Source organism: Vibrio sp. 1978, assembly GCF_033344345.1.
The window spans coordinates 18323-32872 of record NZ_JAWPOP010000026.1; the positions used below are offsets into that span (position 1 = coordinate 18323).

Consider the following 14550-nt stretch of genomic DNA (forward strand, 5'->3'; position numbering starts at 1 on the left):
ATGAGCAATCGTAAACCTTACGTTCGTGAAGTAAAACGCACTTGGTGGAAGAACCATCCTTTCTACCGCTTCTACATGCTACGTGAAGCGACGGTGCTTCCGTTAATCCTATTCACTCTGTTCCTAACTTTCGGTTTAGGTTGCTTGGTGAAAGGTCCTGAAGCATGGCAAGGTTGGTTAGCGTTCATGGCGAACCCAATCGTAGTCGCAATCAACATCGTTGCACTACTCGGTAGCCTATTCCACGCTCAAACTTTCTTCAGCATGATGCCACAAGTAATGCCAATTCGTTTGAAGGGCAAACCAGTGGACAAGAAGATCATCGTATTGACTCAGTGGGCCGCGGTTGCGTTCATCTCACTGATCGTTCTCATCGTGGTGTAAGGAGCTGAGCAATGAAACCGAATTATAGTGTAAACACATCACCAAAACGTTCTGATGAGCCAATCTGGTGGGGTCTGTTTGGCGCAGGTGGTACTTGGTTCGCGATGATCACGCCAATCACCGTTCTTGTGCTAGGTATCTTGGTACCACTAGGCGTGATTGACGCAGAAGCGATGAGCTACGAGCGTGTCTCTGCCTTCGCAACCAGCATCATCGGTGCGCTATTCATCATTGGCACGCTAGCATTGCCAATGTGGCATGCAATGCACCGTGTACACCACGGCATGCACGACCTTAAATTCCACACTGGTGTGATTGGTAAAATTGCATGCTATGCATTTGCAGGCCTCATCACTGCACTAGCAGTTATCTTTATCTTCATGATTTAAGAGACTGACCAAAAAAGAAAAAGCTGGCTAAATGCCAGCTTTTTTATTGCTTTGGGTTACCCATGATCTTTTTGCTTTTTAAGCTTTGACCACCCATGATCTTATTGCTGTGCGACCTTCTTTGTCTGGTCCATAAGACCCAGAGCACCAAAGCCAGTAATCACATCTAGGTTTGTTTTCAAGCCCGTTTCGTCACTTCCACCAATGTAATTTTGTGGCATCTGAACTTGGAAGTTTTGCAAATTGTTGTACAGCGAGTTCGCTACGTCTCGATTCAATTCTGCCAAGTAAACTTCACGGTTTGCTCCTAACGCTGCATACTTACCTTTTAGGACTTCAGATTCTGCGCGACCTTTCGCTAATATCGCTTTCGCTTCAAACTCAGCAGAAAGTGCGTTCGCTTTTTGAATCGCTAAGTTAGCCTCTGCGATAGCTAGCTCTTTCTCCTTCTCGACTTCAGCAAGTCGTTTGGTTTTTTCCACTTCAACGATTTCACGCTCTGCAATCTGACGCGCCACTTCCACTTCTTTTTGTTGAGCAATAATTGCGAGTTCTTTACCACGCTGGGCGTCTTGCACCTCACGTGTTCGTTGAATCTCTTTGCGTAACTGCTCGGTCTCTGCCTGTGCTTTCGACGTTTCTTGTTCCTGAATCGCGCGAATACGATCCGCCACTAAACGCTTTTTATCTGCCAATAGCTGATCTAATTGCTTTTCTGGCTGCGGGTCACCAATGGTCACCTGCGTCACTTGAATACCGTATTGTTGTAACGGATTGTCTTGACGAATTGGTTGCCCGGTTTTGTCTACGACTGGCACAGTTTTCCATACCAGTTGATTGGTGCGCTGTAATTGGTTCGGATTAGCTTGATTCACCCCAACAGGCGCAAGATCCAACTCTTCCACTTCAACCTGACGTCGCTCTGTTAGATAAATCCCCTCTCGTAACTGATCGCCAAGTTTCGATTTGAACTGGTTCAAACCACCTTGGAAAAACTCTTCACCCGTGTATTGGGTTGCGGTAATCACCGTTACGTTACGTGCGTTCTTTACAAGCAGCGCATCGATCAAGTTACTGTTGTTGCGGAACTCTTTATGCATCTTCTTCACCGCTTCAGGGTCATTACTGAGCTTAAAGCGGAATGTTACGGGGATCTGACCAATATAGGTGTCGGCAAATCGAACCTGAATCGCATCAAGACGTTGATAAAAATCTTCGCCCTTGCTGTTACCGAATGACACGGTGATCACTTGGTCATACTTGGTGATTTTGGACAGAAATGGCATACGAAAATGAATGCCAGGTTCAGTAAACACATCCAACTCACCAGTAATATTATTCTGATGCACGTAGCTGTAACCCGCATCGGTCATCAGCACCGAGCTATTAATCGTTAAGCCTATTGCCAACAGCGGTACGCCAAATACGGCTGCTTTTAATCCTTTATGTAGTAACTGACGTCTTTCTTCCACCTTTAAACCCCTTCCTAAACCTCTGCTTTCCATTTTGTTCTCCTTTTTTGGATTGTTACTGAGTTAAATCGATAAAAATCAGATTGCTATGCAACTCAGCAACAAGTACTAATGTATCAAAATGTTACATTAAGGAATAATCGACAGATTCATGGAATAAATAAGATTTTTACGAATAATACAAAATCATCAAAAATTTGCGGAGGATATCGATGTTTTACGCAGAGGGATTAAAAGAGAAGAATCACAGGCAATAAAAAAGGCCGCCGAAGCGACCTTTCTAACAATCATATAAAGTGCTTACTTCACACGACCTACGTATTCAGCAGTACGAGTATCTACGCGAATCACTTCACCAATTGAGATGAACAGAGGAACACGAACAACAGCGCCAGTTGATAGCGTCGCTGGTTTACCGCCAGTACCTTGAGTATCACCTTTCAGGCCTGGATCTGTGTCTACAACTTCTAGCTCAACGAAGTTTGGTGGAGTAACAGTAATTGGGTTACCGTTCCAAAGAGTGATCATACAAGTGTTGTTTTCTACCAACCACTTAGCGTTTTCACCTACCGCTTTTGCATCCGCTGCGATCTGTTCAAACGTTTCACTGTTCATAAAGTGGTAGAATTCGCCGTCTGAATATAGATAATCTAGGTCGATATCCATTACGTCTGCCACTTCACAAGTGTCACCAGACTTGAATGTTTTCTCTAGCACTTTACCAGAAAGAAGTTTACGAATTTTAACACGGTTGAACGCTTGGCCTTTACCTGGTTTAACGTATTCGTTTTCCAGAATTACACAAGGCTCGTTATCAAGCATTAACTTAAGACCGCCTTTAAATTCATTGGTGCTAACTGTAGCCATTTTTTCCTCTTACATTCTTAGAGCTAAATTCAATGCCGCACATAATAACCCGAAAAGTCGAATCTGTTGAGCAAAACTGGCTCAAACAGTTGGCGAATGGGATCTCTGATCCTGCAAAATTGCTCGAAATACTGGAAATTGATCCTTCACCGTGGCAAGACGGGTTTGCCGCGCGCAAGCTGTTTGCACAGCGTGTACCGCAAAGTTTTGTCGATAGGATGGAGAAAGGCAACCCTAAAGACCCTCTTTTACGTCAGGTTTTACCACTGAGCGACGAATTTGAGGTGCATCCGGGTTACTCCAATGATCCATTGGAAGAGCAGGACAATGAAGTCCCTGGCCTGCTACACAAGTATCGCAACCGCGCCCTGATGATTGTCAAAGGTGGCTGCGCGGTAAATTGCCGTTACTGTTTTCGTCGTCACTTCCCTTATCAAGAGAACAAAAGCGGGAAACAAGCCTGGACCAAGTGCTTAGAGTACATGGCACAACAACCAGAGTTGAACGAAGTCATCTTCTCAGGTGGTGACCCATTAATGGCAAAAGACGATGAGATTCATTGGCTTTTAGAGCACATTGCTCACATTCCTCACGTCAAACGTCTGCGTATTCATAGCCGTTTACCTGTGGTGATTCCAGCTCGAGTCACTGATGAACTATGCCAACTTCTGCAAGCATCAAGGTTACAAATCATCCTCGTCACTCACATCAACCATGCCAACGAAATCAATGACGAATTTGCTGAACAGATGTTCAAGCTCAAAAGAGCGGGCGTTACGCTTCTAAACCAAGGCGTTCTGCTGAAAGGCGTGAATGATTCGGTAGAAGCTCAAGTGGCGTTAAGTGAGGCCTTATTTGACGCGGGTATCTTGCCTTATTACCTCCACGTTCTTGATAAGGTGCAAGGCGCAGCGCACTACTTTATTTCGGACGAAGAAGCGAAAGCTATTATGCGCGGACTCATCACGCGTGTATCGGGTTATCTGGTACCAAAACTCACACGAGAAATTGGTGGCAGGCCAAGTAAAACGCCGTTGGATTTGCATTTAGAATAAGCTCTGACGTTCAATTAAATTTGTCGTCTAGATTGATTATTTTTGTTCGCTTTGCACGGTAAGTCTATGCATACTCCGCACTTTTGGAGGTCAAGATGCATACAGCATTCGAACAAATTTTCGATCTTGGCCCATTCAGTTGGCCTGCCCTACTATGCTGCGCCATTAATGGGCTCATGATCGGTATAGAGCGCCAAACTCGTGGTAAACCGGTTGGCATTCGCACAGCAATATTAATTATTTCAGGCACCTACCTGTTTATGTCGATGGCAGTGTCGTTATCGCCAAATACTCTTGATCAAGCACGAGTGCTTGGTCAGATCATTACTGGCGTCGGCTTCTTAGGCGCTGGCGTTATGATGACACTTGATGGAAAAATCCATGGCGTAACATCCGCGGCTGTAATATGGGTGCTAGCAGGTTTAGGTTTGATGATAGGTTTGGGTTATTTAACGCAGTCGGTGGTTATTACTCTCCTGACACTAACCGTGTTGTTAGGTGTGGATAAAGCAGAAAACCACATCAAAGCATTACGCCGCGGTGTTCATCAAAGAATTCAACAACGCAAAACTTCATCACGATTAATTAAATAGTTAACGCTCCGAGAAACTCGCTTCATCTCATCAGTAATTAAAGAGCCCTCGACGAACATCGAGGGCTTTCTGTATATAAAGATTCTGACTTTCTCAGGGATTACTTAGCAAAGTTGATGAGTGGGAAACACTTGAAGAAACCGTTATCCGCACAGTTCAAAAGACCAATTTGCACGCCATCGATTTGATCGGTCATGTTGAAGAAACCAAACTGGAAATTAGACTTCTTAGAGATACTCGCTAAGCCCACATCCGCCATGGTGTAGCCTTCAGAATAGTTCACCGCGCTCCAGTTCAAGCCTTTTACGTTGTTCGTAATGTTAACAGCACCCAAGTTAACACCCGTCGTCTGACCTTGGTTCCAGTTAACTAAGCCTAAAGACGCGCCTTTCATTTCTTGATTTACTTTTGCTGCACCAAAAAACAGACCGAAGTTCACACCTGTCGTACGATCCGTTTCTGACATACCAAGCAGTGAAAAGTCGACACCTTTAACCTCATTTACCTGCCCATGCAACACAGCTAAACGAACGCCACCTACTGAAGAATTAGAGGGTGCGTTTGTGTTATCGATAGTAGAGAACATCACAGGTGTACTGTCGGCAAAAGCAACAGGTGATGCGATAGCGGCTGCAACCGCCAATGACGTCATAAGCTTTTTCATTTTCATCTCCATGATGGGAAGCAACAATTTACAACATAGTGTAATGTTCAGATTTTGCTCTGTCCCCGTTCAAAAAGTGTTAGCAATAGGTCAGATTTAACCATCTGACTCAAAAGAAAAAATATTTCTCTTCGATTTTTTGCTTCTGAAATGGCGCTTTTTACGCTCAAAAATTTCATGATAAGCCACACCAGAACGTCATGTTTCTCAGGTGATACGCATAAAAAAGTCGAGGCATCTGCCTCGACTTTTAAAGGTTTGGTCGGTTATCTTTCCGCTATAAGGTTTCCCTAGAGCGATGAGATAAGCTGGCTTACATCATGCCGCCCATACCGCCCATGCCACCCATGCCGCCCATGTCAGGCATCGCTGGCGCGTCTTTTTGCGGTAGGTCAGTAACCATCGCTTCAGTTGTGATCATCAGACCTGCAACCGATGCTGCGAATTGTAGTGCAGAACGAGTAACTTTAGTTGGATCTAGGATACCCATTTCTAGCATGTCGCCGTATTCGCCTGTTGCCGCGTTGTAGCCGTAGCTACCTTCACCCGCTTTCACGTTGTTCGCAACAACTGAGTCTTCCTCACCAGCGTTCTTCGTGATTTGACGGATTGGCGCTTCCATTGCACGTAGTGCAACGCGGATACCAACGTTTTGTTCTTCGTTGTCACCCGTTAGGTGAGCAATCTTAGATGCCGCACGGATAAGTGCAACACCACCACCAGCAACAACACCTTCTTCAACCGCTGCGCGAGTTGCGGCTAGCGCATCTTCTACACGGTCTTTCTTCTCTTTCATTTCAACTTCGGTCGCTGCACCGACTTTGATTACTGCAACACCGCCAGCTAGTTTAGCAACGCGCTCTTGTAGTTTCTCTTTGTCGTAGTCTGAAGTTGCGTCTTCGATTTGTTGACGAATCTGAGCAACACGGCCAGAGATCATCTCTTCTTCACCGATACCATCGATGATAGTCGTGTTTTCTTTCGTGATAGAAACACGCTTCGCTTGACCTAGATCTTCTAGTGCAACTTTTTCTAGCTCTAGACCGATCTCTTCAGAAATCACAGTACCGCCAGTTAGGATAGCGATGTCTTGTAGCATTGCTTTACGACGGTCACCGAAGCCAGGTGCTTTCACAGCTGCAACTTTTACGATGCCACGCATGTTGTTCACAACCAATGTTGCTAGCGCTTCGCCTTCTACATCTTCTGCAATGATAAGCAGTGGACGAGATGCTTTCGCGACAGCTTCTAGCGTTGGAAGAAGCTCACGAATGTTTGAGATCTTCTTGTCTACTAGAAGAATGAATGGGTTTTCTAGATCAACACTGCCTGATTCTTGGTTGTTGATGAAGTAAGGAGACAGGTAACCGCGGTCGAACTGCATACCTTCTACTACGTCTAACTCGTCTTGTAGCGCCTGACCTTCTTCAACCGTGATAACGCCATCACGACCCACACGCTCCATTGCTTCTGCAATGATATTACCTACGCTTGCGTCTGAGTTTGCAGAGATAGTACCAACCTGCGCGATCGCTTTTGTGTCGTTACATTCAACAGAAAGCTCTTTTAGTTGCTCAACTGCCGCGGCAACAGCTTTGTCGATACCACGCTTAAGATCCATTGGGTTCATGCCCGCAGCGACTGCTTTTAGACCTTCGTTAACGATAGATTGCGCTAGTACCGTTGCTGTTGTTGTACCGTCACCCGCTGCGTCGTTTGCTTTAGACGCAACTTCTTTAACCATTTGTGCGCCCATGTTCTGGAATTTATCTTCCAGCTCGATTTCACGCGCTACTGATACACCATCTTTCGTGATAGTCGGTGCACCAAAAGATTTGTCTAGAACGACATTACGTCCTTTAGGACCCAGTGTTACTTTTACTGCGTCAGCCAGAACGTTTACACCTTCCAGCATTTTAACTCGTGCGTCATTACCAAATTTAACGTCTTTAGCAGCCATCTTTGATTTCCTTTCTAAAATTCTTTGTGTGTAATTTCGTAATTGAATCTGAGCAAAAAATTACTCAATGATTGCTATTATTCAACGATCGCCATGATGTCGTTTTCAGACATGACAAGCACTTCTTTACCGTCGATTTTTTCAGTTTTTGTACCGTAACCTTCAGCGAAGATAACGGTATCACCGACTTTAACGTCTAGTGGCAGTACGGTGCCGTTTTCTAGGATGCGGCCTTTACCCACAGCTAGAACAACACCGCGAGTCGATTTTTCTGCAGCAGAACCAGTCAGAACGATGCCACCAGCAGACTTAGATTCAACTTCTTTACGTTCAACGATAACTCGGTCATGTAATGGACGAATGTTCATCGGTCGTCTCTCCTGAAAATTTCCATGTTTATTTGATAATTGTCCTTAGGGACTGTAGCCCCAGACACGTGATCCCTATATAAGGGGTCGAAGCAGCGATCCCAAGGGGGTGGCACAAAATTTTTGTGACTTAGTTAAAATAACGAACAACTAGGCAACGGTTTGCGTTAGAAATGCTCACTCGCTCGGCATCTCGCTTTCTTGTATCCTTGCATTTTGCTCACCAGATAGTTGTCACACATGCAGGAAAATAACAAGCTGGAACCCCAAGCGACCGATAAGCATGGTTTGTTGACCGCACCCATTCCTGAAACGCTGCGGAAAATGACCGTACCCATGACCATGGGCATGATCGCAATTTTGATGTTTAACTTGGTGGACACGTTTTTTATCTCGTTGCTTGGCACTCAAGCGCTAGCAGCTATCAGCTATACCTTCCCTGTCACCTTTGCGGTTAACTGCATTACGATGGGGATTGGGATGGGACTATCGACCAATATTGGTCGCTTGCTTGGGCAAGGTCATGCACCACAAGCTGCTCGGTTCACCACCCACGGTTTGTTGTTAGCCGTGTTACTTGTGGCTATCGCGTCTTCTATTGGCTTTACCACCATTGCGCCATTGTTTCGTTTTCTTGGTGCGTCTGATGATCTCATCCCTCTTATTGAGCAATATATGCAGGTCTGGTATCTCACCATTCCTCTGCTAGTGATCCCAATGGCGGGCAACAGTGCTATCCGAGCTACTGGCGACACAAAAACACCAGCAAAAGTCATGATGTTGGCTGGTTTGATTAATGGCATGCTCGATCCATTGTTGATTTTCGGTTATGGCCCTTTTCCGGAACTTGGCATTCAAGGCGCAGCCATAGCAAGTGCCTTTAGCTGGTTAGGTGCTTTGTGTGGCTCATTCTATGTGCTAATTAAACGGGAAAAATTGCTTGCTCAACCCCAATGGGCTTTGCTGAAACAAGACTGGCAACAGACACTAAAAATTGGTACCCCTGCAGCGCTATCAAACGCGATGAATCCGTTGTCCGGTGCCATTCTGATGATGCTGTTATCCAACCACGGTACAGCGGCGGTTGCTGCTTACGGCGCAGCGCAGCGTATTGAGTCTATATTGATTTTAGTATTGATGTCGCTGACCTCTGCCCTCACACCGTTTATGGCACAAAATTTAGGAGCCAAACAACCGCAACGAGCCTTTTCCGGTTTATTTATTAGCATGCGTTTTGCAGTGGTATTCCAAGGGTTTATCTTCTTGATGATGGTGCCACTGAGCATTCCTCTGGCTGCGCTGTTTTCTCAGGAAGATGCGGTGAAAAACCTGCTTTGGCATTATTTACTGGTGGTGCCATTTAGTTATGGCTTCCAAGGCATCGTAATGATGTTAGTCAGTGGTTTGAATGCGATGCACAAGCCATTGCGTGCATTCCAGTGGAGCTTTATGCGGCTGTTCATTTTTACCTTGCCATCGGCGTGGATCGGGAGCCAAATCTACAGCATTGAAGGCTTGTTTATCGGTATCGCGGTTGGAAATACGTTGGGTGGGCTACTGGGCTACTTGTTTGCGCTGCGCGAGCGCAAGTTAACGCTCATAGAGCAGAACAGCGTGTCTTAGCACTCGTCTATCGCTAGTTTCTTTTTTGTTGATTCTCAAATACAAAAAAACCGCGGAAAGCCGCGGTTTTGTTTATCTATTTCAAGCTTGCTTAGAACAACTCTTCAGCAACTTTGTATAGATCGTTGCGTATTGGACGCTTCATGTTTTCGATTGCGTCGATGATATCGTGGTGAACAAGTTGCTCTTTCACGATACCTACACAACGACCACCATGACCTTCGATCAATAGGTGAACAGCGTAGTTACCCATACGAGATGCTAGTACGCGGTCAAATGCAGTTGGACGACCACCACGTTGGATGTGACCAAGTACTGTTGCACGAGTTTCACGACCTGTCGCGGCTTCGATGTCACGTGCTAGTTCATTAGCATCCATCATTAGCTCAGTAAGCGCGATGATCGCGTGTTTCTTACCTTTAGCGATGCCGTCTTGGATGTTGCTGATCAGCTTGTCTTTGTCTAGACCAGTTTCCGGAGTGATGATGTATTCACAACCGCCCGCAATTGCAGACATCAGAGTCAAATCACCACAGTGACGGCCCATGATTTCTACAATTGAAATGCGTTGGTGAGATGAAGAAGTATCACGTAAACGGTCGATTGCATCGATAACGGTGTTTAGTGCACTTAGGTAGCCCACAGTGTAATCCGTACCTGCGATATCGTTGTCGATTGTGCCCGGAAGACCGATACATGGGTAACCCATTTCAGTCAGTTTCTTCGCACCCATGTACGAACCATCACCACCGATTACCACTAGTGCATCGATACCATGTTTTTTCAGGTTCTCAATCGCTTTTTCACGAACTTCCACTTGTTTAAATTCAGGGAAACGTGCAGAACCTAGGAACGTACCACCTTTGTTGATCACATCTGAAACGCTAGAACGATCTAGCTTCTCGATGCGGCCTTCGTATAGGCCTAGGTAGCCGTCGTACACACCGAATACTTCCAGTCCTTCGGATAGTGCTGTACGTACTACGCCGCGTATCGCAGCGTTCATACCAGGTGCGTCACCGCCACTTGTTAAAACACCGATCTTCTTAATCATGCTCACCCTCGATCTTTGGCAATCAATTATTTAATTTTCTTTTAGGCCCCTTGTTACCAAGCAACCTGCATAATCCAGAACTGTGCGTTATGTTACATTTCCTCTACAGGATTACCAATGAAAACGCACTTTTTTATGTAACTTTTCTACTTATGTAAGAGTATTACAGTTTCTCTATGAAACTTTGTTGATTCATATCAGGATCACGAATCTTAATAGGTATTGATGGAAAGATAGTCAATAAGTACCTGTTTGTCGTCGGGCACTGATGGATTTTTCAAGCCTACCAATGTTGCGCTTTTTGCTCTTTCTCTGGTCCGAAAACGACAGACAATGGATCTTGATGGATCAATACGTCCGCATCAGGAAAAAGAGCCAATAAATTATCTTCCACTTTATCAGCGATGTAATGCGCCTCAATTAATCGTAAGTTATCGTCTAGCTCTAAATGCAACTGTATAAAGCGCGTCGGTCCGGACATTCGCGTGCGTAACTGATGCACACCCAATACCCCTTTTACGCTCAAACAAGCTTGGTTAATTTGCTCAAGTTCTTCATCGGGCAACTTTCTATCAAGTAAGGTTTGAATCGCTTCGCTGACCATTTTGAAAGCGCTATAAAGAATGAAGACACCAATACCAATCGCAAACACAGCATCCGCTTGAGTCACTCCAAAATAACTGAGCCCCAGAGCCACCATGATCGCAGCATTCATATACAAGTCAGTCTGATAATGCAGAGAATCCGCCGCTATTGCTTGGCTCCCCGTCACGCGAACCACATGTTTTTGGAACATCACCAAGCCAAGTGTGACCACAATCGCAAACAGCGATACATACACACCTAACTCCGGTGCGTGTAAAGCATGTGGGCGGAAAAATCGGTCAATCCCGTTAAGAATCAAAAATACTGCCGAGCCCGAAATAAACATTGCTTGGGCTAGGGCCGCTAAGGACTCAGCTTTACCATGTCCAAACGTATGTTCGCGGTCTGCCGGTTGTAAGGCGTAACGAACCACCACAAGATTCACAACCGAAGCCGCGATATCTAACATGGAGTCAATCAATGACGCCAATAAGCTCACTGAGCCGGTTACCCACCACGTGATGACTTTTACTATCAGAAGAAGCGTCGCCACAATGGTTGCAGTCCAAGCGGCGGTCGTAACTAAACGTGCGTATTGCTGTTTCATAATCAAAGAGTTAACTAAAACCATACGTTGAGTATATTGAATGACCATGAAATAACCAGATCAAAAAGAGGCAACCAATGGCTGCCTCTTTATATAACATCAATTCATGACTTAATTATTGCGCGACTTTTCCATGCGCTTGTGCATTCTGTCGCCACACTCTTGCATACGTTCATTTTGTAGCTCAACAAATTTCGCTTTCTGCTCAGGTGTTAATACGCTAAGCATTTGGTGCTTTCTTTCTAGCATTTGCACGCGACGTTCCGTTTGGCGCTCAACCATCTCTTTTGCTAACTCGGTAGCTTGAGCTTCATCAAAATTATCCGCCAGCAAAAGCGATTGCACTTTTGCGTGATGCGCTTGACGCTCAGCCATACGTGCTTCTTTGCCATCAGCGAATTTTGCTTTCATTTCTGCTTTGTTTGCTTCACGCATTTCTTTTAGCTGATCTTTTTGTGCATCAGTCAGGTCTAGTTGACGCATGACACCTCGGTCCATACCCATGCCGCATTCGTCACGAGGACCTTTATGATGGTTTTTACCACCGTAAGCGAATGCGCTTGCGGCGCCAAGAGTAAGAGGTAGAACAACAGCAGCTAACACAAGTTTTTTTGCAGACTTCATAATACGATTCCTTACACAGGTGAGTGGTTCTTCTGAGCTGTTCTCACAGCGCTTGAGTATAGAATACGACCCGCTAGGTAAAGCGACGTATAGGGAGCGTAAAGAATCGTAAAGAGTGATTTTTCTCCTCTTCGTTGCGCATCATTCCAATGTAATATTAGGCTATCGGTAACTTACTATAGGTGCCCCCATGGCAAACATTCTTTTAATCGATGACGATATCGAGCTAACCAGCTTATTAAAAGAAGTACTCAGTTTCGAAGGCTTTGACGTCAGCGAAGCAAATGACGGTGAAGCCGGCTTAGCCGCGATCAATGATAAGATTGATTTGATTTTGTTGGATGTCATGATGCCAAAACTCAATGGCATGGAAACGCTGAAACGCTTACGTGAAAATTGGGAAACTCCCGTCTTGATGCTGACCGCTAAAGGAGAAGAAATTGATCGCGTGATCGGCTTGGAACTGGGCGCGGATGATTATTTACCAAAACCTTTTAGTGACCGAGAGCTGTTAGCGCGTATCCGCGCGATTTTACGCCGCACTAGCAGCACACAAAAAAATACCAAAAACAGCGATTGCATTGAGTATCAAGAAATCCGCCTCTATCCCGGTAAGCAAGAAGCGTATTGTGAGCAACAGCTACTCGATCTCACGGCAACCGAGTTTGCGCTACTCACCCACTTCGTACAAAACCCAGGACAAGTGCTGACCAAAGAGACACTGAGCTTAGATGTGCTTGGTAAACGACTCGCTGCTTTTGATCGCGCTATCGATATGCATGTCTCGAACTTACGTAAAAAATTACCAGATCAAAGCAATGGCAAGCCGCGAATCAAAACCCTGCGTGGTCGTGGCTACATGCTGCTTGAGGAGGATTAATGCGCCTATCACGCATCAAACTGCCAAACATCAATAGCCTGTATGGACGCATCTTTGCCATTTTTTGGTTCACCATGTTATTAGTATTGATAGCCGTGCTATCACTGCCACATTTGGACCCACGCAAAGCTCGCGATATTCCAGAAGAACACTACAAACGTATGGTAGAAACGCGTGACTCAATCCAACAAAAATACAGCCAGCAAACAGATTTAGGCCGCATACTTTTTCGTATCGAGGGCAACCGCCACGGCAAGCACGACCCTCGCCCACGAGTGTTTTTTTCTGACTACAGCGGTAATGTTCTTACGACAGAAAAACGCAGCAATTTTCAATTGCGTGCAATGCAAAACTTTGTCACCAGTATCGAAGATTACAATAATCCAAAGCAGAAGCTGTATGGTCGATACATGATTGCGGGCCCAATTCCTATCACTTTGGCAGGTTCCGATATCTTGATGTACGTGGGCTTCAAGTGGAATGAGCCACCACCTCTACTCCTGCGTCTGTTTGATCACCCATTCCAGCTCTTGCTTGCGGTCATGCTGGTTAGTACACCATTGCTGTTATGGCTTGCTTGGGCATTGAGTCAGCCTGCACGTCGTCTTGAAGCCGCTGCTCAACGTGTAGCGAAAGGTGAATTTGTCACAGACCCAAATTTAGAAAAAGGCACAGCGGAGTTTCGTCAAGCAGGTAGCAGCTTCAACCAGATGGTCGAAGCGGTTAATCAAATGATTTCAGGACAACAACGTTTGCTATCCGATATTTCTCACGAGCTGCGCTCACCTTTAACTCGTCTGCGCATGGCAAGTGCATTAGCGACGCGTAAACAAGGCGAAAGCCCAGAACTGACTCGTATCGATACCGAAGCGCAGCGCTTGGAACAGATGATCAGCGAACTATTAGAGCTTTCTCGCATGCAGGCGAACAGTCATATGACTCGCGAAACACAGCCACTAGAAAGTTTATGGGAAGAAATCATTAAAGATGCGCAGTTTGAAGCAGAGCAAATGGGCAAACAGCTACACTATTCAGAATTACCTAAGCGCAATATTTCCGGTAACCCTAAACTGCTGATGAGTGCGGTGGAAAATATCGTTCGTAACGCCATTTACTACGGAAAAGATGAGGTACAAATCGACATCAAAGCCGATGACGATACGCTTCGTATCACGGTTGACGATAATGGAGAAGGTGTACCAGAAGAGGAACTGGCCGCGATTTTTCGCCCGTTCTATCGCGTTTCCACGGCACGCGATCGCCACTCTGGCGGCACAGGTCTCGGCCTAACCATTACCGAAAGTGCCATTCGCCAGCACAGTGGCACGATCGCAGCCAGCCGAAGTCCTTTAGGCGGATTGCGTATGAGTATCACCTTACCGATCAATTGTTAGTCTCAATTTGATGAACTAACAATAATTCGCA

Annotated in this window: 15 protein-coding genes; 7 read left to right on the forward strand and 8 right to left on the reverse strand. The window is 45.5% G+C overall.

Translation table 11 applies throughout. The annotated features are described in order from the left end of the window. Both frdC and frdD read left to right on the forward strand, forming a co-directional pair. Complete coding sequence (gene frdC, locus R8N49_RS20010) at window positions 1-384, forward strand: fumarate reductase subunit FrdC (RefSeq protein WP_005381491.1); 384 nt, start codon at window positions 1-3, stop codon at window positions 382-384. Between the two features lie 11 nt (window positions 385-395). Further along, window positions 396-773 (forward strand): fumarate reductase subunit FrdD, encoded by a 378-nt coding sequence (frdD, locus tag R8N49_RS20015; protein WP_005381493.1) that lies wholly within the window; start codon window positions 396-398, stop codon window positions 771-773. A 101-nt stretch (window positions 774-874) separates the two neighbouring features. Here frdD and R8N49_RS20020 read toward each other — a convergent pair whose 3' ends face one another. Then, entirely contained in the window at window positions 875-2278 is a 1404-nt protein-coding gene (locus R8N49_RS20020; RefSeq protein WP_042523712.1) for an SPFH domain-containing protein, read from the reverse strand. A gap of 267 nt (window positions 2279-2545) precedes the next feature. Further along, window positions 2546-3112 (reverse strand): elongation factor P, encoded by a 567-nt coding sequence (gene efp, locus R8N49_RS20025; RefSeq protein ID WP_005381500.1) that lies wholly within the window; start codon window positions 3110-3112, stop codon window positions 2546-2548. Between the two features lie 32 nt (window positions 3113-3144). On the opposite strand from efp, the gene epmB reads away from it, so the two are divergent. Together epmB and R8N49_RS20035 are read left to right on the forward strand one after the other, a co-directional pair. After that, complete coding sequence (gene epmB / locus R8N49_RS20030; RefSeq protein WP_238974973.1) at window positions 3145-4167, forward strand: EF-P beta-lysylation protein EpmB; 1023 nt, start codon at window positions 3145-3147, stop codon at window positions 4165-4167. 95 nt (window positions 4168-4262) lie between these two features. Beyond that, window positions 4263-4760, forward strand: a complete 498-nt coding sequence (locus R8N49_RS20035) for an MgtC/SapB family protein (protein WP_005381504.1) — start codon at window positions 4263-4265, stop codon at window positions 4758-4760. A 100-nt stretch (window positions 4761-4860) separates the two neighbouring features. Here the strand turns inward: R8N49_RS20035 and R8N49_RS20040 are convergent, their stop codons facing one another. The 3 genes from R8N49_RS20040 to R8N49_RS20050 all read right to left on the reverse strand — a co-directional run bounded on the left by R8N49_RS20040 (window position 4861) and on the right by R8N49_RS20050 (window position 7752). Continuing rightward, the gene (locus R8N49_RS20040) at window positions 4861-5424 is read right to left on the reverse strand and encodes a VC2662 family protein (protein WP_005381507.1); all 564 of its coding nucleotides are present in this window, start codon (window positions 5422-5424) and stop codon (window positions 4861-4863) included. 313 nt (window positions 5425-5737) lie between these two features. Next, entirely contained in the window at window positions 5738-7384 is a 1647-nt protein-coding gene (gene groL / locus R8N49_RS20045; protein ID WP_005381509.1) for a chaperonin GroEL, read from the reverse strand. A gap of 77 nt (window positions 7385-7461) precedes the next feature. Further along, complete coding sequence (locus R8N49_RS20050) at window positions 7462-7752, reverse strand: co-chaperone GroES (protein WP_005381516.1); 291 nt, start codon at window positions 7750-7752, stop codon at window positions 7462-7464. Between the two features lie 240 nt (window positions 7753-7992). On the opposite strand from R8N49_RS20050, the gene R8N49_RS20055 reads away from it, so the two are divergent. Then, window positions 7993-9375, forward strand: a complete 1383-nt coding sequence (locus R8N49_RS20055; RefSeq protein ID WP_258489325.1) for an MATE family efflux transporter — start codon at window positions 7993-7995, stop codon at window positions 9373-9375. A 91-nt stretch (window positions 9376-9466) separates the two neighbouring features. Here R8N49_RS20055 and pfkA read toward each other — a convergent pair whose 3' ends face one another. From pfkA to R8N49_RS20070, 3 genes are all read right to left on the reverse strand, one after another. Further along, a complete protein-coding gene (gene pfkA, locus R8N49_RS20060; RefSeq protein ID WP_182016935.1) occupies window positions 9467-10429 on the reverse strand; it encodes a 6-phosphofructokinase in 963 nt (320 codons plus the stop codon). Window positions 10430-10712: 283 nt separating this feature from the next. Continuing rightward, window positions 10713-11621, reverse strand: coding sequence for a CDF family cation-efflux transporter FieF (gene fieF / locus R8N49_RS20065; protein ID WP_031781038.1), 909 nt, complete (start codon window positions 11619-11621; stop codon window positions 10713-10715). 111 nt (window positions 11622-11732) lie between these two features. Beyond that, window positions 11733-12245, reverse strand: coding sequence for a CpxP family protein (locus R8N49_RS20070; RefSeq protein ID WP_047104268.1), 513 nt, complete (start codon window positions 12243-12245; stop codon window positions 11733-11735). 190 nt (window positions 12246-12435) lie between these two features. On the opposite strand from R8N49_RS20070, the gene R8N49_RS20075 reads away from it, so the two are divergent. Next, window positions 12436-13125, forward strand: a complete 690-nt coding sequence (locus R8N49_RS20075; protein ID WP_005382384.1) for a response regulator — start codon at window positions 12436-12438, stop codon at window positions 13123-13125. Beyond that, window positions 13125-14519: an envelope stress sensor histidine kinase CpxA gene (cpxA, locus tag R8N49_RS20080; protein ID WP_005382383.1), complete on the forward strand. Its 1395-nt coding sequence runs from the start codon at window positions 13125-13127 to the stop codon at window positions 14517-14519. Before R8N49_RS20075 ends, cpxA begins: the two co-directional genes overlap by 1 nt. Window positions 14520-14550: the final 31 nt, after the last annotated feature.